Origin of the sequence: Brevundimonas naejangsanensis DSM 23858 (genome assembly GCF_000421705.1) — a bacterium.
Lineage (GTDB): Bacteria > Pseudomonadota > Alphaproteobacteria > Caulobacterales > Caulobacteraceae > Brevundimonas > Brevundimonas naejangsanensis.
Genome location: NZ_ATXN01000003.1, coordinates 228,554 through 247,274 on the forward strand (window position 1 = coordinate 228,554; position 18,721 = coordinate 247,274).

At 65.5% G+C, this 18,721-nt stretch carries 16 protein-coding genes; 10 read left to right on the forward strand and 6 right to left on the reverse strand.

Going from position 1 to position 18,721, the window contains the following annotated elements:
* Positions 1 to 593: 593 nt before the first annotated feature.
* Positions 594 to 794 carry a hypothetical protein gene (locus H556_RS16325; protein WP_155802448.1) on the reverse strand — a complete coding sequence of 67 codons (201 nt, stop codon included), beginning with the start codon at positions 792 to 794 and terminating at the stop codon, positions 594 to 596.
* A gap of 812 nt (positions 795 to 1,606) precedes the next feature.
* On the opposite strand from H556_RS16325, the gene H556_RS0108585 reads away from it, so the two are divergent.
* The 6 genes from H556_RS0108585 (at position 1,607) to H556_RS0108615 (ending at position 5,838) form a co-directional block, all read left to right on the forward strand.
* A complete protein-coding gene (locus H556_RS0108585; protein WP_155802449.1) occupies positions 1,607 to 1,840 on the forward strand; it encodes a hypothetical protein in 234 nt (77 codons plus the stop codon).
* A gap of 648 nt (positions 1,841 to 2,488) precedes the next feature.
* Entirely contained in the window at positions 2,489 to 3,094 is a 606-nt protein-coding gene (locus H556_RS0108595; RefSeq protein WP_024354041.1) for a cysteine hydrolase family protein, read from the forward strand.
* A 231-nt stretch (positions 3,095 to 3,325) separates the two neighbouring features.
* Entirely contained in the window at positions 3,326 to 4,021 is a 696-nt protein-coding gene (locus H556_RS0108600; protein WP_024354042.1) for an MgtC/SapB family protein, read from the forward strand.
* 224 nt (positions 4,022 to 4,245) lie between these two features.
* Positions 4,246 to 4,884, forward strand: coding sequence for a DUF421 domain-containing protein (locus H556_RS0108605; RefSeq protein ID WP_024354043.1), 639 nt, complete (start codon positions 4,246 to 4,248; stop codon positions 4,882 to 4,884).
* Between the two features lie 188 nt (positions 4,885 to 5,072).
* Positions 5,073 to 5,387, forward strand: a complete 315-nt coding sequence (locus H556_RS0108610) for a hypothetical protein (protein ID WP_024354044.1) — start codon at positions 5,073 to 5,075, stop codon at positions 5,385 to 5,387.
* A gap of 154 nt (positions 5,388 to 5,541) precedes the next feature.
* Complete coding sequence (locus H556_RS0108615; protein ID WP_024354045.1) at positions 5,542 to 5,838, forward strand: hypothetical protein; 297 nt, start codon at positions 5,542 to 5,544, stop codon at positions 5,836 to 5,838.
* Positions 5,839 to 6,247: 409 nt separating this feature from the next.
* Here the strand turns inward: H556_RS0108615 and H556_RS0108620 are convergent, their stop codons facing one another.
* Positions 6,248 to 6,748 (reverse strand): YciE/YciF ferroxidase family protein, encoded by a 501-nt coding sequence (locus H556_RS0108620; protein ID WP_024354046.1) that lies wholly within the window; start codon positions 6,746 to 6,748, stop codon positions 6,248 to 6,250.
* Positions 6,749 to 7,824: 1,076 nt separating this feature from the next.
* On the opposite strand from H556_RS0108620, the gene H556_RS15860 reads away from it, so the two are divergent.
* The 4 genes from H556_RS15860 (at position 7,825) to H556_RS0108645 (ending at position 10,362) form a co-directional block, all read left to right on the forward strand.
* Positions 7,825 to 8,346 carry a hypothetical protein gene (locus tag H556_RS15860; protein WP_024354048.1) on the forward strand — a complete coding sequence of 174 codons (522 nt, stop codon included), beginning with the start codon at positions 7,825 to 7,827 and terminating at the stop codon, positions 8,344 to 8,346.
* Positions 8,336 to 8,884 carry an SRPBCC family protein gene (locus H556_RS0108635; protein WP_029673417.1) on the forward strand — a complete coding sequence of 183 codons (549 nt, stop codon included), beginning with the start codon at positions 8,336 to 8,338 and terminating at the stop codon, positions 8,882 to 8,884. The genes H556_RS15860 and H556_RS0108635 overlap by 11 nt, the downstream gene beginning before the upstream one ends.
* Positions 8,885 to 8,902: 18 nt before the next feature.
* Positions 8,903 to 10,075, forward strand: coding sequence for a zinc-dependent alcohol dehydrogenase (locus tag H556_RS0108640; protein ID WP_029673419.1), 1,173 nt, complete (start codon positions 8,903 to 8,905; stop codon positions 10,073 to 10,075).
* Positions 10,076 to 10,149: 74 nt separating this feature from the next.
* Entirely contained in the window at positions 10,150 to 10,362 is a 213-nt protein-coding gene (locus H556_RS0108645) for a hypothetical protein (RefSeq protein ID WP_024354050.1), read from the forward strand.
* A gap of 46 nt (positions 10,363 to 10,408) precedes the next feature.
* Here H556_RS0108645 and H556_RS0108650 read toward each other — a convergent pair whose 3' ends face one another.
* The 4 genes from H556_RS0108650 to H556_RS0108665 all read right to left on the reverse strand — a co-directional run bounded on the left by H556_RS0108650 (position 10,409) and on the right by H556_RS0108665 (position 18,684).
* Positions 10,409 to 12,484 carry a glycoside hydrolase family 65 protein gene (locus H556_RS0108650; RefSeq protein ID WP_024354051.1) on the reverse strand — a complete coding sequence of 692 codons (2,076 nt, stop codon included), beginning with the start codon at positions 12,482 to 12,484 and terminating at the stop codon, positions 10,409 to 10,411.
* A gap of 575 nt (positions 12,485 to 13,059) precedes the next feature.
* On the reverse strand, positions 13,060 to 16,449 hold the full coding sequence (locus H556_RS0108655; protein ID WP_024354052.1) for an error-prone DNA polymerase: 3,390 nt from the start codon (positions 16,447 to 16,449) through the stop codon (positions 13,060 to 13,062).
* Positions 16,446 to 18,005 (reverse strand): Y-family DNA polymerase, encoded by a 1,560-nt coding sequence (locus H556_RS0108660; RefSeq protein ID WP_024354053.1) that lies wholly within the window; start codon positions 18,003 to 18,005, stop codon positions 16,446 to 16,448. The genes H556_RS0108655 and H556_RS0108660 overlap by 4 nt, the downstream gene beginning before the upstream one ends.
* Positions 17,896 to 18,684: an ImuA family protein gene (locus tag H556_RS0108665; RefSeq protein WP_024354054.1), complete on the reverse strand. Its 789-nt coding sequence runs from the start codon at positions 18,682 to 18,684 to the stop codon at positions 17,896 to 17,898. Before H556_RS0108665 ends, H556_RS0108660 begins: the two co-directional genes overlap by 110 nt.
* Positions 18,685 to 18,721 lie beyond the last annotated feature (37 nt).

The following is an 18,721-nucleotide window of genomic DNA, read 5'->3' on the forward strand; positions in this document are numbered from 1 at the left end:
CGTCGCCGCTCAAATTCGGCAGGCCTGGCTGCCGGGCATAAGAAAACCCGTCAGCCATATTGCGACGGGCCTGTTGGGCCGAAGCTCGGGCTATAGATGGGTTACGCTGTCGGACTACGTCTCGGCCATCCCGACAGTCAAGAAGCCAGATTCGTGCAGGCGGTTAGTCGTTGCACATGGCCCATTCTCCCGGCGGAATAAGCGGCATTCAGTTCCCGAGAGCGGGGGAAGCGCGAAGGCGCTCCGTCCGACGGCCGAGGCCCGCGCCGAAACCTGCATTCCTCACACCGGGACGGCTCGCCCGGGCCGCGGGCTGCTGGCCCCGGAGCGCCACGGCCAGGTTAGCTGTGAGCGTGTTGGGAAGAGAACTTTTGCGACCAGAGGCGCGCGGGGGCGTTTGGGCAGGGAACACGGAGAGGAAGATCATGGCCGGACCGCAGGAACGATATGGACAGCAATCCCACACGGCGACCGACATTGCCGCCGACGACGCCGGTGTGAGCGCGGCTGAACGTTTGGCAAACCGCGGGGGCGACCAGCCCTTGTCAGATGGGGATCGCGCTATGGCGGCCATGGCCAGCCGGCACAACCGGTTAGCCGGTTCGGCCGTAGGCGTCGGTAGCGTCGGCTTTGACCAGGGCGGAGTCTTTACCAGCGCGGATGGCGCTGTCGGCGAAGACGAAGAACTCCTGATGGATGGCCAGGAAGAGGTCTTCGCGCGAACTGAGGTCGAGCTTGGCCGAATCGAACACCACGCCGGCGAAGACCGTACCCCCGTTCGAGGCGGGTCGCACGGCGGAGGTTAGGCCTGCGCATATCCACACGGTAAGCGCAGGCAGGTCGATCAGCAGGTCACATCAATAGCGCCGCCCAGAGCGCCCGATCTGGCGCTTCCGTTCTATGATCATACGGCCATGGTATCGTGTACCCGCAAGGCAACTCCAAAGATCGGCAACGGGTCGCAAGGAGCACTTCTCTGCCTGCAAATTGAACCCTCAGAGTAGAGAAAGCCCCGCCATCCAGTGGGGCGACGGGGCGAGGGAGGCGAGGGTAGAGCTCGGACGGATGGGTCGTCAGACTGGTTGACGCCGTCGCCGCCCTTTCCCTCCTGCAAAACGGCTGCCGATGGTGCCGCCGCCGCCCAATTAATTTCTTCCCTGGACGATGTCACGATTGGCGGCCCGGGTCTTGGGCCCCTGCGAGTCCACAGCCTCGGTCCGGTCGGGCCGGTTCGTATGGTTGGCGCCCTGGTGAACAGCCTCTCCTTCAAGGGCGTCCCCCTCGTCCATGTAATCGGACACCTCGCCGGCAGCTGGCGGGGCGAGCGAACTATCGGCGACTTCCGAGGCCGTATAAGTGCGAGGTTCTTCCTTACGGTCCTGGTCTGTAGGCTGGTCGCGCGGGGCCGCCGGATCGGTCGCGGCGTTCTGGGCGGTCGCGGTAGACGATGACGTGTTCTGATGTGGCATGTCTTGCTCCTTTGTCGCCTTTATCGAAAGACGCGCGACGCTCTCCGTTCCATACCGCTCAGGCTGGGCTGGCTATTCAGGAACCCAGCGGCGCGCCACGACCTTTAACCTGCCTGTTCAGGAGGTCGGTCATGATTGTGAGTTCTCGCGCCACCCTGCGCGATCATGCAGGCGTCGAACTGGTTCGGATTGAGCGGCTTGCCAAGCACCAGCGTGAGATTTCCTTTCGGCTCTCGACCCATCGCAATGACAATCAGCGCCTCATCATGGATGAAGCCGAGGCGCACCGAGCCTTTGCGCGCGAAGTCGCCGCCTCCTTACAAGACCCGGTTGTCCTCGAGCTGATCGAAAGCGGAGCACTGCCAGCCTGAGGCCGTACGAGAATTTACGGCTTGACGGCTACCTGCAAAAGCCATTGGTGGGATTAATCTAGGGCTTTGGGGGGATGATTGGTGCAACGCAAATCGACTGGTGAACTGGTTGAGTTAGCGCGGTGCGGAGGCAGCATCACTGTCTATGCAGATACTCGCCCCGTGGACGAACTCATCAGGATCGCAGGCGCCTTGCAGCCGGGCGCAACGCTGACCTTGATGGGCATGGCTATGCGCTCGAACCAAGACCTGTGCAGAATAGCTGAGGTCGCGCCAGGGCGGGTGATGTTCGCCTAGAGCCCGAAGACTAGGAAGACGGACGGCAGTTCCAATCAGCAACCCTGTACCTGCGGGGGAGGGGGAACTGCACACTTCCTGCTAGAAGGATGAATCCGTCCGCGCCAAGCTTCCTGGTAAAGCCGTGTACCGGATGGAGGGGCGCTGGCGGACCGCACCGTCTTGGCAATACAGAGACGCTGGTTGAACTTGACTGCCGAGATCAGCGAAGGTGGGGACCCCGCTTCGCCAGGGCCTCCTTTCTGACCTCATTATGGGCGGCGTTTTCGTCCAAGTGGCGGTCTAGGCGGCGCCCGAGGGCCCGCTCTCCGGACCACGGGAACGGAAGACGGAGCTTCGGTTTAGAAGGGCATGGCTTCCGGCATTCATTTCGGCCGCATCCCGGCCAACGCGGTCCATCTGTGCGTCGACATGCAACGTCTCTTTGCGGAAGATACGGCCTGGCGCACGCCATGGATGCCGCGCGTCCTGCCCGTCGTCGTGCGTCTGTGCGAGCGTAAGGCCGAGCGCACCTGTTTCACCCGTTTCATCCCCGCGCGCTCGCCGGGCGAGGGGCGGGGAACGTGGCGGCGCTACTGGGAGCGATGGTCGTCGATCACGCTCGACAACCTGGGGGACGACAAGGTGGAGCTGTTGCCCGAGCTTCAGACCTTCACCCCGCCCGCCAGGGTGCTGGACAAGGCGCATTATTCCGCGTGGGTCGATACCGGTTTGGCGAGCGCTCTGGCGGCGGGTCACGTGGACACTCTGGTCGTGACCGGAGCCGAGACCGACATGTGCGTGCTCGCGACCGTGCTCGGAGCGGTGGACCTGGGCTTTCGGGTGGTGGTTGTTGCCGACGCCCTGTGCAGTTCGTCTGACCAGTCGCACGACGCCTTGCTGGGTCTTTATCACGACCGGTTCGGCCAACAGATCGAGACGGCGCAGTGCGACGAAGTTCTGGACGCCTGGGCCTAGGCCTCGCCGCAAATACTCATCCATGGGAACGCGAGCCGCTTGTCAGGGCATGAAGCTAGATGAACGCCTTGGCTCAACTGGGATTGCGGCGGGCCGAACCGCGGCATCTTCTCACCGCTCCGTGGAGCCGGCCGTCGGCGGATCGGTCTTCGCAGCAAAGCGCTTATAGGCCATCGCAACTCAGCGTCGGCGCGCAGGAACGCCGACGCCCTAAGGACGGGGAGCCGCTTATTGAGCGAAGCGCTATTGATTGACCCGCAGATCATCTGGCCGGTGGTCGGCGCGGTTGTCGCCGGCGCATTGATCGGGCTGGAGCGCGAGTACCGCGCCAGCGCGGCCGGGTTCCGTACGCACATTCTGGTTTCTCTCTCCTCCGCGCTTCTCATGCTGGCCGCGGTGCACCAGGTCCACTGGCTGACCGACACGCCGCCGGATATCATCCGCATCGACCCTGTACGAATGGCCCATGGCATCCTCACAGGCATCGGCTTCCTCTGCGGCGGGGTCATCTTTCGCGAGGGCTTCACCGTGCGCGGGCTAACGACCGCTGCGTCCTTATGGTTCACGTCCGCGCTAGGCATCCTCTTCGGTGTGGGTTTTTTCAGTCTGGGGGCGCTAGGGACCATCGCTACCCTACTGGTCCTTGCAGCGGTCAGCCTGACTGACGCGATCCTTCCCCAGCGACGGTACGCGGAGATCAAGGTGCGCTATCGGGCGGACGCAGCGATCAACATCGCAGCGTTTCGTCTGGCTCTTTCGGAGCACGCATTGAACCCTCGTAAAATCGACTTGGAGACCGACGTTGAGGCCCTGACATTCACTACGATGGTCAGCGGCTATAGGGAGACGAGAGTCGATGCGCTGGCGGCGACGCTGCGGAATGATGAATCCGTCCTCGCTTTCGAGTGCCGCGCCGGATCGCCTTGAGGCCTATGAACCGCCAAATCGACCTGCTTTGCCGACCATCTTGGCCTTGCGCGCCGACCCGATCGCGTGCGGCCAATCCGACGTGGGTCCGCGCCATCCTACTTGCGCGACAAGCGATCCACGAGGGCTCACGTTCTCGCCTGATTGAAGCGTTGGCGCACAGCCAACCAGAATTGACGTGCTGCGTTGTTGAGCTGTCGGTTTAACAACAAGGACGTGACGTGATGAACGAGAGAGCCACAGCAGACGAGAGCGTTCTGCCCGGCCTGGCGCATGTCGCACCAAAGATTCGCTTTCGAAGAGTCGAGGCGGTCGGCGTTTCGATTATCGCCGCCGTGGTTTTTCTGGGCGCTATCGGCTTCATCAAGCCGGAGGAAAGCAGCGGCCTGGATCTGGTCGTGCGGGTCGCCATCATTTTTGTCGCGCTCACCGCCGGCTTCCGCTTTCTCGGCAAGCGTGAGCTGAGCCAGATGTCGCCGTTCGAAATCGTCACGCTGTTGCTTATAGCCGAAATCGTCTCCCCCTCTCTCACCGCCGGTGATGAATCGATCCCGGGGGCTTTGATCGGGGCGGCTACCCTCCTGCTCCTCACCTTCATTGACTCAGTCATGACTTACCGACTGAAGTGGTTTCAGACCGTCAGTGAAGCGCCGCCGGCGATCGTGATCAATAGGGGGCGGCTCGTCGAAGACGTGTTGCACAAGGATCGTGTCAGACCTGACGAAATCCTTTCGGAAATGCGCAAGGCGGGGATCGAGCGCCTGGATATGGTCAAGTGGGGAGTGTTGGAGCCCGATGGCCGGATGTCGTTCGTCCGCTACGACGGCGAAGACACCGGCGCCGAAGAGCCTTTGGTGAGCTAGCATCGCTCATGCAGATTGGCGACGCTTGAGGGGCGAAGTGGCCGTCATGCGGGTGATCGCAACCCTCCTTGTACGCCTGGGGGGCGCTCTGACGGGACCGTTCCTAAAACGCCGCACCAAATGCGGTCTGCTCTGCGGGAACACCCTACCGCCGCTCGCCTTATCTCGTGAGGCGAAAGGAGAGAGCCATGGTCAAGACGCCTCGTAATCCGTCCGAATACCTCAATAATGAGGACGGCGCCCTCACGCCGATCAAAGCCGACGCGGTATCTAGGGGCGACCCAGCAGAGCTGCTCCGCGGCGTAGACCAGGAGAATATCTCAGCCCGTCTGATCACGCCAAGGCCGTCAGACCCGCCCCCTTCTCCGCCAAAGCTGGACGATGACGCCACGCAGATGAAGAAGATCGAGGACGCCGCCGGTACAGAGCCGTCGCCGCCGGGCGTCGCCGAGCCCGAGGGCGCGCGTGAGTTGCCCAGGCCGCCGCTCGCTGATCCTACCTGATGACTACAGCTGACTTGCGCCGCGATCCGCGTGGGCTTGTAGCGTGAAGTGAAAGAGCGCGGGGAGGCGAGAAAAGACGGCTCGAGACTTTACGGTAGCTTTGATCACAGGGCCAGTCGGCGTCGGCTCCGCCCTTGTTTAAATGGAGACGCCCATGGCGGCCAAACTAGATTTCGAACGCTGGATGCAAGGGCTGGGCGTGCCCATGGGCGAGGCAATGCGCGCGACCGGGCCCATCATGGAGAGTCGCCTGTCAGAAAGAGGCGTCTCCTGGACCGAACTAGACGAGAGCCAGGTCATTGCCCTCTTTGTCTCAGCCTTCAGGGAAGACACACCAGCTATTTATCCTCATCGGGATACAGAAGCGCTCAACCAAGCCTTGGATCAGATGCTCGCGAATATCGAAATGGAAACGACGGCGACGGCCGGCAGAAGCGATACGATCAACTGAGGCATAAGCTCAGGGCTTCACCACGCAGTGGAAGCCCGAGCCTGGTGAGCGGCTAATGTCCGGAACTGGACTTGGGCCAGCGTTCAGCAACCTATTAGTTGCCTCTAGAAATCCCGGGATGAAGTAAGCTATGGCCAAGGTTGAGCAAACGATGCGGGAGAAAGTCGACTCCTATTTAAAAGATGCGCTAGCTGAGAACAGTGAAACCGCCCGCGCCAAGCTTCTTGGCAAAGCCGTGTATTGAAACAGCGTGGCCGCCAAGCAGCAGACTGAGCCGCCTTTTGCGGACCAAGCGGCGAACGGCCTTCCAACTGCGTGCAGGTTGCGGCCGAGGGCGAATTGAAGACCTCCAGGAAGCAGAGGCCCGCCCTCTGGGAGAGAGCGGGCCTCCAAGGGAGCGAAGGCGCCCTTAGGCTGCAGATGACAGCGCCTCGGCGTTGACGGCGGTATCGGCAATGCTCGTCAAATCCTCGTCGGTCTGAGACTCTTCCTGCAGGGTCTCGTCTAGCAGAGCCGCGGCGTCCTTCAGATTCAGCACCAGCGCCCAACGCTTCAGTGTGCCGTAGCGGGTGATCTCATAGTGCTCGACCGCTTGGGCCGCGGCTAGAAGCCCGGCATCAAGGGCAGGAGTATCTTTGTACTCCTCCATGATCTCATCGCCTTCAGCCAGAATGCCCTCAATGGCATCGCAGGTCTTTCCGCGCGGGGCCTTGCCGATGATTTCGAACACTTGCTGCAAACGTTCGATTTGGCCTTCCGTCTGCTCCTTGTGCTTCTCGAAAGCAGCTTTCAGTTCAGGCGACTGAGCGGCGCGAGCCATCTTCGGCAACGACTTCAGGATTTTCCGCTCGGCGTAGTAGATGTCTTTGAGCGTGTCGTGAAATAGGTTGTCGAGGGTCTTGTCAGCCATTTGTTCCTCCTGGTTGGCGGAGGAACAAGGCTCCCGACGGAGCCTTGTTCCATATACTAACGCTGGTCTGGCAAACGCGGCGTCGCCCACAGCCGTTCGCCTGGACTGCCGAAGAAATCAGCCCTCCGAAAAAGCGGGTCTCGATAGCGGAAAAAGCTCGGCCGCTTGCAAACCGACCTTTGGCCCCTCCTAGTCGCCTCCGTGAATTATGCCTGAATCCCAAGGTGATAGATGGGTTTATGTGCGGGTCAGGCAGGCTTGGGCGGCAGTTCCGGCGCGCAGTTGCCTGTGGTTGGATCGGGAGGCTGAAACCCGCCCAAGGCAACGCCCCTGCCGCAACCCTACCGGGAGCGCTGCGTTCAGATTCGCTGACAGGGAGGTTCGGGATGTCGCAAACACCGGTCGTTCAGCGCGCCTTCGGGTTGGCGGACAGCGGACGGTGTCGCATTCCATCTGAAGTGCGGCGGGCCCTACTCAGCGAGGGCTACACGCAATTCGGATGTGTTTGGACTCGAAGGGAAGGCGACGTGGGCACAGCTTAGGCTGAGGTGCGTTAGCGCCCAAGCTGCGCAACGAAAGCGCGCATAGACACTTGGATAGGCATGACTGGACTTGGTGGATACCTGCTTGTGGCGCTCGACGGCTTCTTCAAACGCATGACCGGAAATGAGCGTTTGCTCTAGCTGCCTTCAGACGCCTGCTGTCCCGATCCGCGAAGGCAGTCCGCAGTTCCGCTAGGGTTATCAAAGGCCAGCACCGTAGACTTGTTCGGCCTTCTGTCGCCTTCCCGACAGTGGCGCACGGCCCCGCTGCTCCGGGCTCGGCGGGACCTCGACGCGACCGGAAGGCATGAGGAGGGAAACCAGCGGACGCGCGGCGCGCTTTCTTAGTCACACCCAGGAGCTCATGACCATGCGCCACGTCCCGATCATCGTCTCTTCCGCCGCCGCCGCGCTTCTGTCCCGCTGCAGTCCGCAGGGGGGCGGCGATGCCCCCGTCGCCAAGGCCCAGGACGCTGTTTCAGCTCCAGCCGGTCAGACCTCCGCCGCCCCCATGGGGAGCCTCCAGGCGGCGATATGATCGCCATGGCCCCCAAACTGAAGCTCTTTGAATGGTCGGACGGCTTCCATCGCTTCACGGTAGCTGCCGCCTCCCGGCCCAAGGCCCTCGCCGCCTGGGGCATCCGGCAGGACATCTTCGCGTCCGGCCTCGCCAGGGAAGCGCCCGACGCTGAGGACGCCGAGGCGGCCAGAGCACGACCTGGAGAAGTAATCGAGCGTCGATTGACGGTCGATATCAGCAAGGCCGGCCCCCGTGCATCGCGACCCAGGGCGCGCAAGGGAGGGACCCCCGCCCAACTCCGTAGAGCCCAGCGCCTCGCTGACGAGTTGGAGGCGCTCGATCAGGCCCACGCCGAAAGCGCGGCAGCCGTTCGCGCCGAGATGCAAGGCCTCGAGGCGCGGGCCGCCGAAGAGAAGGCGCGGTTTGACCAGACACGGACCAGGCTTGTTCGAGACCTCGCCATAGCGCGCGAGAAACTAGGATCGGAGGAGGCGTCCGCGCCTCCCCGGAACCAGGAGAGAACCCATGCAGACTGAGCCCAGAAGCACCGACGCAGACATGGCGTCGACAGGATTTCTGAACGACGACGTACATGAGGGGGATCACGCCTCCTCGTCCATCCAGGCCGTCATGATCAACCGGCCCCGATCCGAACTCTACGCCTTCTGGCGGGAGTTCCGGAATCTTCCTCTTTTCATGGCCAATGTGCGGTCGGTCAGCAGCGACGGACGCGACTGGGTCATAGCCGGGCCCGGCGGCATGGATGTCGAACTGGAAACCGAGATCGTCGAAGACCGGCCGGGCGAAAAGATCGCCTGGCGTTCCACGGAGGCGGCGGACGTCGATCACGAGGGCTGGGTCGAGTTCCGCGACAACGCCTTCGGGCGGGGGACCGAGGTCCGGGTCATGATCAGCTATGACCCTCCCGCCGGCGCCGTGGGCAAGCTTGTGGCCAAGGTGATGCAGCGTGAACCGCGCATCCAGGCACGACGCGAACTTCGCCGCTTCAAACAACTGATGGAGACGGGGGAGGTTTCCACTTCCCAGGCTCCCGGCGCCGCTCCCCGCGGCTGATTATCAAGGACATATTTCATGCGCGCACTGACCTGGCACGGCAAACACGATGTTCGGGTGGACACGGTCCCCGATCCGGAGATCGTCAATCCTCGCGACGCCATCATCAAGATCACCGCGACCGCAATCTGCGGCTCGGACCTCCACCTCTATGACAGCGTCATACCCGGTATGCACCGCGGAGACATTCTCGGGCATGAATTCATGGGCGAGGTGGTCGAGGTGGGACGGGGCAATACGAGCCTTCGGGTCGGGCAGAAGGTGGTGGTCCCCTTCGTCATCGCCTGCGGCCAGTGTTTCTTCTGCGGCAAGGAGCAGTACTCGGCCTGCGACAACTCTAACCCGGCGGACAAGTCCGACGCCTCCGAGGTCGCCTACGGCTATCCCGCGGCCGGGCTGTTCGGTTACTCGCACCTGACCGGCGGTTACGCCGGCGGGCAGGCCGAGTATGCGCGTATTCCCTATTCGGATTTCGGACCCATCGTCGTGCCTGACGGCATCGAAGACGAGCGGGTGCTCTTCCTGTCGGACATCTTCCCCACCGGCTGGATGGCGGCGGAAAACGCCGGGATCGAGCCGGGCGACACGGTGGTGGTCTGGGGATGCGGGCCGGTCGGCCTGTTCACGATCAAGAGCGCCATCCACATGGGCGCGGCGCGGGTGATCGCTATCGACCACCATCCGCGCCGTCTCGCTCTGGCGAAACAGAACGGCGCCGAGGTGCTCAACTATCATGAGGTTAAGGTGCTGGAGGCCCTTAAGGAGATGACGGCGGGCATCGGCCCTGACGCCTGCATCGACGCCGTGGGCATGGAGGCGCACGGTTTTGCCCCCGACAACGTTATCGATGCGGTCAAGCAGGAGACGAAACTGGGCACGGACCGCCAGCACGTGCTGCGCGAGGCTATCATGGCCTGCCGCAAAGGCGGCCGCATCTCCATGCCCGGGGTCTATGGTGGGATTGGCGACAAGCTGCCTATCGGCGCCTTCATGCAGAAGGGACTGACTTTGAAGACGGGGCAGACCCATGTGCAGAAATACCTGCCAAAGCTGCTGGAGCTGGTGATGGATGGTCAGATCGACACGACCGACCTCATCAGCCATCGCCTTCCCCTTGAGGAGGCGGCGACGGCCTACAAGAACTTCCACGACAATCCCAATGAGTGGACCAAGGTCGTCCTCAAGCCTTGATCCAGCCTCAAGGGGGCGCGTCGGCCAGCCGGCTGGGACGCTTAACTAAGGAGGCGGGAGCGAGGAGCGATCAAATGCCCTATCTGGTCACCTATGAAGTCGGCGGGAAGGCGCTCGCCACTTGCGTATCCGACGACCGCGCCGCTCTGCGCCTCGCAACGTCGCTCGAGGCTCAGGGCCTGACAGGCGTGGCCATTCAAGATGGTGGAACTGAAGAAGTGTTTTCGCCCCTGGCCTTCCGCCTTCGATGCGGGCCGGACGCAGGGGAGACCGGGGCCGTCAGCTAGAAGGGGTCTGGCTATGAGCGGCCAGCCAGCGACGCTGCCCTAGCTTTTAGAAAAATGACAGCTCGGCGCGCTCGGCGCCCTGCCGCGCGACAAGGCGCGCCGAACGGCCTCTCACCTGGAGGCGGCCGATTCTGACAGCCTGCCAGCCTGCCGGCAGGGTGACCGGGCGGCGGGCCCAGCTATCCGGCTCGCCGTCGTCCACCACCAGTCCTGTAAGCCCGTAGCAGAGGCCGAGAAGCATGCCGCCGAGGTTGGCGAAGAAGGGACCGGCCGGGGGGCCGTCGGCGTGATCCAGCCGGTATTCGAGGCATTGGTGGAACCGGGGCCGGTCGTAGGCGGCGAAGCCCTCCTCAAACAGCTTGAGCGCCAGGTCTCGGTCCCCGGCCATCGCCGCCCAGACGCAGTAGAGAGCGGGAAGCATCGGCGATCCGACGTAGTCCGGCCAGAGTTTGAGGTAGAAGGCCAGCGTCTTGCGGCTCATCGCGGGCGACGCCGGATAGTCATAGGGAAACAGTCCGGCCAGGGGCGAGGGCGTGGCGCCTTTTTCCTCGCGGCGATCATAGCCGTCATGGGCTGCGATGACCCCGTCGGAGCGCACCGGCAGGTAGAGCTCGGTGAGAACCGCCGTCCAGGCCTTGGGCGCGGTCTTCCGCAGGCGCTCGGCGACCCGCAGGGCGCGCCGCAGGATGTCGGCTCCGGCCATGAGACTGAAGGCGTCGTTGTCCGGAGGCGAAGGGACCTCGGCCGGTCCCATAGAACGGAGAAGCTCAAATCCCCGGCCTGTTCGGCTCACGCGACTTACGAACCAGTCGGCCACCCCGCTGAGAACCGGCCAAGCCTCTTCTTCCAGAAATTTCTGGTCCCCCGTGGCGTCCGCGAAGAGGGAGAAGGCGCGGGCCACATGCAGGGAGACATGATCTTCGTGATGAGCGGCGTCGCCGGCGCCAGGCGCCGCCTCCTGGCCGGTGCCGGGCGCGGCCTCCCAGGGATATTGCAGCCCCTTACGGTTGGAAAGGCGCGCATTGGCCGCCGCAGCAGACCGTCCTCGGCTCCGGAAGGCCAGCATGGCGCGCGCCGCGTCCGGCTGCATGAGGATCAGGGGCGGGACGCAGAAGGCGTCCACATCCCACATCACATGGCCGTAGTAGTAGTGATAGTCCCGCCAGGTCGCGAGACCGAAGATCGAGGTGGAGGCCGGCGAAGCGGGGTGGGCGGAAGCGTTCAGGTAGTAGAAGGCGGCGTCGACAAGCGCCTGATGCCGCGATTTCGCGCCCACAATGACGATCCGACCCTCCCATATCTCCGCCCAGGCCGCGCGGTTGCAGCGTCGCAGGACGTCGAAACCGTCCCGGGAGGCTCGCGCCACACGCCTGACAGCCTCCTCGTCAGGCCGCGCGTGGAGGACGGAGGGGACCATGGCCGCCACTTGCCGGAAACGCGCAGGTCGTCCTGAAGCCAGCCGGATCCCATATTCCGTGCACAGGGGCCCGGCGTCGCACCAGGCCAGGACCTGGCGGCGGGCGGCCGCGGGGGCTTCGGTGACAATGGCCAGGCCGCATTGTCCGAGCGCTTCGGCCGTTTCCCACAGGAGACTGCCGTCGCACGCAGGCTCAGGTTCGCCGGGCGTATCCGTCCGCCGTCGGAGGACCCGTCCGGTCAGTGCGGCGATCGACACGACAGCCCGAAACTTTAGGCTGCAAGGTCCATCGGCCGTGACCCGGACCTCCTGGGCGACGATCGAGGGGGCGGTGCGGCTGGCGAAGGCGACGACCTCCACCGAGAGGCGCCGCGTCCCGACCTGATAGGTGAAGGCGGAATGGAGCTCGGCGTTCGCGAAGTCGTACGATTGGCGGAGATCGTTGATGGCCCAGGGCTGCTCGCTCATCCAGACGTCGTCGATCGCCAGGTCCCCGCACAGAGGATAGGGGGCGGCGGCGGCGGCTTCGATCCCGCGCTCGGGGTGGGCGCCGGCGAGCCCGTTGAGGAGGACCATGCCGGGGAAGAGCGGAACCTCTCGAACCCTCAGGCCGATCAGGCCGTTGCAGAGATAGGCCGGCAGGTCGCCGTCTCGCGGCCCGAAGACGGGCTCTGGATTCAGGGGCGGCGCGGGACGGTCATCCATTCGGTGGACGCTCCGCCGACTTTTTGGGGCCCGTCTCTTTCGACCGCCGTCGATCAGGCGGCCTCTTGAAGATGTCGCCGACTACTGTCGCGTCCGGACCGTCCGGGCCGGCGCGCTGGCGGGACTCGCGGCCCACGCGCAACACGCCCTCGTCGGGTTCATCAGGGGTGGGCTTGCCGCCCGGTGTCGCGGCGTTGCCTGCTCGTCCTCTGGATTGCTCGGGTTTCATAGTCTTGCTCCTGACCGCCCCCGCTAGAAAGACGACCTCCCGGCGGAAATGGTTCCTTTCCACGCTCCACGCCCTGCTTGTGTCGGGCGTCGGTCCCTTGGGCCCCTGCCTGTTAGAGATGTAGCGAAGCGCCGCTTCATCGTGCCCTCTCCAGGCGAAGTAGTGATCGCTAGTGGCCGGGACCGCCCTTCCTTTGAGGAGGTGCTGACATAACCCCGAGATTCTTCGCCAGCCTATTAGGGTCCGGGTGCTCAACATTCGTCTCTCCATCCGTCGTCTGCAAGGCGATGTTTCCAATGGAGTTTTTGTGCGTAGTTCGAAGCTTGTCGTTTCCCCTACATATCGTTCAGTGGAAATCCCGCGATCCCGGCAGGATGCGCACGTCGCGCGGATGCCGGTGCGGCGGCTGACGCGGCGGTTGAGAGTGAGCGACGATATCGGCGCGGGCCAACTGAATGTCGGTTTCGTGGTCTTCTGACAGGCGGGAGAGCTCGGCGCTGCGGTCGATGACGCGGCGGGCGACGACATGGACGACGCCCTCGGGGCTTTTCTCGACCACGCCTTCGACCTGCATCAGGCGGGCACCCATGACCTCGCGTCGGTACTGGTCGAGCATCCGCGCCCACAGGACCACGTTGGTGATGCCGGTCTCGTCCTCCAGGGTCACGAAGACGGCGTTGCCCTTGCCCGGTCGCTGGCGCACCAGGACCACGCCGGCGATCTGCACCAGGTAGCCGCCGCGCTTCGCCTCGGTTTCGGCGCAGGTCAGGACGCGGTCGGCGGCGAAGATGGGGCGCAGGATGGCCATGGGGTGGGCCTTCAGCGACAGGCGCGCGGTCTGGTAGTCGGCGGCGACGTGTTCGCCCAGCGACATTCGGGGCAGATGGGCGTCGGGCTCGGCACCCAGTTCGCGGGCGTCGCGTTCACGCGCCTCGGCGGCGGCGAACAGGGGCAGGGGATCGTCGTCGGGCAGGCGGCGCACCGCCCACAGGGCCTCACGACGATCCTGTCCCAAGGAGCGGAAGGCGTCGGCGTCGGCCAGCTTGCGCATGGCGGCGGCGGGCAGTCCGGCGCGACGAGCCAGGGTTTCGATATCGGCGAAGGGCGCCTCGGCACGCGCCGTGGACAGAGCGTTCGCCCAATCCTCCCTGAAGCCGTCGATCTGGCGCAGGCCCAGACGCAGCGCGGGCGTCTTCACAGGCCCCTCCAGACTGTTGTCCCAGTCGCTGTGCGAGACGTCGATGGGGCGCACCTCGACCCCCCCGACCTCCTGCGCCTCGCGTACGATCTGGGCGGGCGCATAGAAGCCCATCGGCTGGCTGTTCAGCAGGGCGCAGGCGAAGGCCGCCGGGTGGCGGTGCTTGATCCAGGACGAGACATAGACCAGCCGGGCGAAGCTTGCGGCGTGGCTTTCGGGAAAACCGTAGGAACCGAAACCCTTGATCTGCTCGAAGCAGCGCTGGGCGAAGGCCGGGTCATAGCCGCGTTCGACCATCCGCCCGACCATCCGGGTTTCATAGGTGTGAAGGCTGCCGTCGCCGCGGAAGGTGCCCATGGCCTTGCGCAGGCCATTGGCCTCGCCGTCGCTGAACTCGGCGGCGACGATGGCCAGCTTCATCGCCTGTTCCTGGAACAGGGGCACGCCGAGGGTCTTGCGCAGCACCTGTTCCAGTTCGTCGGGCGGGCCGTGATCTGGGGAGGGTGAGGAATAGACGACCTTCTCCACACCGTTGCGGCGACGCAGATAGGGGTGAACCATGTCGCCCTGGATCGGGCCGGGGCGGACGATGGCGACCTGGATGACCAGGTCGTACAGGCAACGGGGCCGGAGCCGCGGCAGCATGTTGATCTGGGCCCGGCTCTCGACCTGGAAGACGCCGATGGACTGGCCTCGACACAGCATGTCGTAAACGGCCGGGTCCTCGCGCGGGAGGGTGTGCAGTTCCCAGTCCTCGTTTTCGTGGGTGCGGATCAGGTCGAACGCCTTGCGGATGCAGGTCAGCATCCCCAGCGCCAGAACATCGACCTTCATCAGGCGCAGAGCGTCGATGTCGTCCTTGTCCCATTCGATGAAGGTGCGGTCGGGCATGGCGGCGTTGCCGATGGGGACCATCTCGTCTAGCCGGTCCTGGGTCAGGACAAAGCCCCCGACATGCTGGCTGAGGTGGCGGGGGAAGTTCAGCAGACGAGACGCCATCTCGACCGCGCGGGCGATCATGGGATTGGCGGCGTCCAGTCCCGCCTGAACGACGTGGCGATCGCCGATCTCGGTCCCCCAACTGCCCCAGTGGCTGGAGGCAAGACGAGCGGTGACGTCTTCGGTCAGACCCAGGGCCTTGCCCACCTCCCGGATGGCGCTGCGGGGACGGAAATGGATGACGGTGGCGGCGATGCCGGCGCGATGGCGGCCATAGCGTTCGTAGATATGCTGGATGATTTCTTCGCGCCGCTCGTGCTCGAAATCCACGTCGATGTCGGGCGGTTCGTTCCGGTCCTCGGACAGGAAGCGTTCGAACAGCAGGTCGGACTCCATCGGGTCCACCGAGGTGATGCCCAGGACATAGCAGACCGCCGAGTTCGCGGCCGAGCCGCGCCCCTGACACAGGATGCGCTTGTTGCGCGCCACGCGGACGATGTCGAAGATGGTGAGGAAATAGGGGGCGATATCCTTGCGGGCGATAAAGGCCAGTTCCTTGTCCAGCAAGGCCTGCACCTTGTCGGGAACGCCGTCGGGGTAACGCATGGCGGCGTGACGCCCTGTAAGTTCTTCCAGCCAGGCCTGCGGCGTCCAATCGGGCGGGACGGGCTCTTCCGGGTATTGATAGCTGAGTTCGGACAGGTCGAAGGTCGCGCGCGACAGGAAGGCGGCCGTCTCGCTTATAGCTTCGGGCGCGTCCCGGAACAGATGGGCCATTTCGTCCACGGGCTTCAGCCAGCGTTCGGCGTTGGCTTCCAACCGACGGCCGGCGGTTTCGATGGTCGCGCCTTCGCGGATGCAGGTCAGGACGTCCTGCAGGTCACGGTCCTCGGGGCCGGCGTAGAGGACGTCGTTGAGCGCCAGCAGGGGAACGTCCGCTCGCTCCGCCATGGCCTTGAGCCGGGCCAGCCGGCGCCGGTCGTCGCCGCGCCTGTGCAGGGCGGCGCCCAGCCAGACTGCGCCCGGCGCCGCTTCTTTCATGCGGGCCAGAATCGCTTCCAGCCCGGTCAGCCGGTCCGGCGGGACAAGTATCAGCAGCAGGCCTTCGGGATCGGCCAGCAGGTCGCGCAGGCCGATCTCGCACTCGCCCTTCTTCGCCCGGCGGTTGCCCAGGGTCAGCAGGCGCGTCAGTCGGCCCCAACCCGCCCGCGTCTCCGGATAGGCGATGACGTCGGGCGTTCCGTCGTTGAAGACCAGTTGCGCCCCGGTCAGCAGGCGAAAGTCCGCCGCACGACGCTTCACCTCTTCGGAGAGGACCGGGTCGTTCAGCGGGTTCTCGATGAAGGCGATCTCGCCGGGACTGCCGCCGTCGCGCACCCTGTCCGGCGGGGCCAGACCCTCGATGCGAATCTCTTTCAGCGCGCTCCAGGCGCGCACCACGCCCGCCACGGTGTTGCGGTCGGCCAGCCCCAGCCCGGCGTGGCCGCGCAGGATCGCCGTCAGCACCAGGTCCTTGGGGTGCGAGGCGCCGCGCAGGAAGGAGAAGTTGCTGGCCGTCGCCAGTTCGGCGTAGGCGCCGCACGGGTCGAGCCTGCTCATGCGAACAGGCCGTGGATGAACCAGCGCGGCTCGGGCGTCTCGCCATAGAGGCCCTGGCGGAACAGCCAGAAGCGACGGCCGTCTCGGTCTTCGACCCGGTAATAGTCGCGGGTGCGCTGGCCCGGCGCGCGCCACCATTCGCCGCTGATCCGCTCGGGCCCTTCGGCGCGCGTCACCTCGTGCAGGACGCGGCGCCAGCGGAACTTCAGCGGATAGCCGTCGGGGACCTCGGCCAGGGTTTCGACCGGCTGGGGCGGGTCGAACATCTGCAGCGGCCGCAAGGGCGGATCGTCGGGATCAAGGTCGGGCCAGGTCTCGTCGCCATGACGGGCGGCGGCCGGGACCAGTCGCGCCGCGCGTTCGGGAATGTGCGAGGCGAAGGGTTCGAAGCGCAGCACGGCCTCCGGTCCTAGACGCGCGGTCAGCCGATCGATCAGGCGGCTGAAGGCCTCCTCGCCAGGCGTCTCGCGTTCCAGGCCTTGCTGGGTCGGCGCCAGGACCTGGGTCCAGGGCACGGACATTCGCATCTGGTCGAAGCCGAAGCCGGGGTCCAGCGGGGCGGCCAGGACCGCCATCCGCTCGCGGAACAGCCGCAGGGTCGCGGGGGCGTCGCGGGTCGGGCGGCCGGTGCGAACGACGACGCGGCGCGTCTCGCCGTCCACGCGATAGAAGGCGGCCTTGAAGACGCGGCCGCCCAGACCGGTCTGATCCAGCCGGTCCATGGTCTCGACCAGCAGGTCGGACAGAACCCGCTCCACGTCCTCGGGCGCGGAGATCGGCTCGAAGAAGACGCGGTCGACGATCACGGGCGCGGCCGGACGATGCGGGGTGATGCGCATGTCCTCGTCGCCCAGAACCCGCGCCAGTCGGGTCGGGAAGTCAGCGCCGAAGCGGGCGGCCAAGGGTGCGCGAGGCCGGTCGTCCAGATCGCCCAGCCGCTTCAGGCCCAGGCAACGCAGGGCCTCGTCCTCCTTGTCCGAAAGCTCCAGGGCGGCGACCGGCAGGCGACGTGCGGCGGCGCGGTCCTGGCCGGGCTCGAACCGGCCGCCGGGGCCGAAGCGGGCCAGGGCGCGAGCGACCTGGGGCGTGCCGGCCAGGGCGCACCGGATTTTGAGTCCGGCGCGTTCGGCCCGCGCCTGGACCGTCCGCATCAGGCCGGTCTCTCCGCCGAACAGGTGGGCGCAGCCGGTCACGTCCAGCATCAGGCCGTGCGGCGGGTCCTGCGCGATCATGGGGGTGAAGCGGCCGAAATCCTCCAGCACGCGCCCCAGCAGGGCGTCGTCGAGGTCCGGTCGATGGGCGACGACGCGCAGGGCGGGGGTCCGCGCCCGTGCGTCGGCCAGGGCCAGGCCAGGGGTCAGTCCCGCCTGGGCCGCCGCCGGATCGACGGCCGCCAACCGCAGCGCGCCCTTGATCTTTTCGGCCAGGACGACCGGCGGCGCATCCTCAGGCGGCGCGCCGTCCCGCTGTTCCCGACGCCGCAGTCGGTCGCTGGGCAGCCAGGGGAACCAGACCGCCAGATAGCGGCGCGGGCGGACGGAAGGTTCGTTGTTCACGATCCCACTCCATGATCCAGGTTCCGGTCGCCCCGCCGCCGCGCCGCCGCAGCAGGGTCGCAGAAAAAGACGGCCGCCCCGGCGCTCCGCCTTCCAGAGGCTCCGAAGCGCAGGACGCCACCGACCAGCGGGTCTCGGCCGCGCTGGGACAGGGCAGGGCGCCCGCCCGCGCCAGGAACAGGGGCGCGCCCCCCGTCTCTGCCGCCAGCGTCAGTCGGCGACTGGCTGTCAGGCTGAAGGCCTTGGCCTCGCCCCAGGCGCTCAGCAGCACCGCGCCCACAGCGGGACTGCGCAGGGCTTCTTCACCCACGGCCAACAGGGTCTGCACGTCGCGCGTGCGCACTAGCAACAGGTCGCGCGGAGATAACCCCATCTCATGCAGGCCCGGACCGTGCGGCCGTCCCGCCTCCTGGGCCATCATCTCATGCAGGCCCCAGACGATGGGCCGTCCCCCCGCCGCCCGCAGCGCCAAGCCCAGCCCAAAGGCGTTGACGGCCACCGCGTCGGCGGGCGCAGCAGCATAAAGATCATGCAGAACGCCCGTCGCCAGCGGCGCGAAGGCGTCGTCGCTTCCCGCGCGCACGCCCGCGCCGGCCCGACGACCGCCGGCCCGATCCAGGGCCTCCAGGCGAGTCTTCAGCGCCGCCAGAGCCTCAGGCTGAGAATGAATGTTCTGCATATGTTCTTATATGCGCGCTAACCCCCTGGGGGAGTCA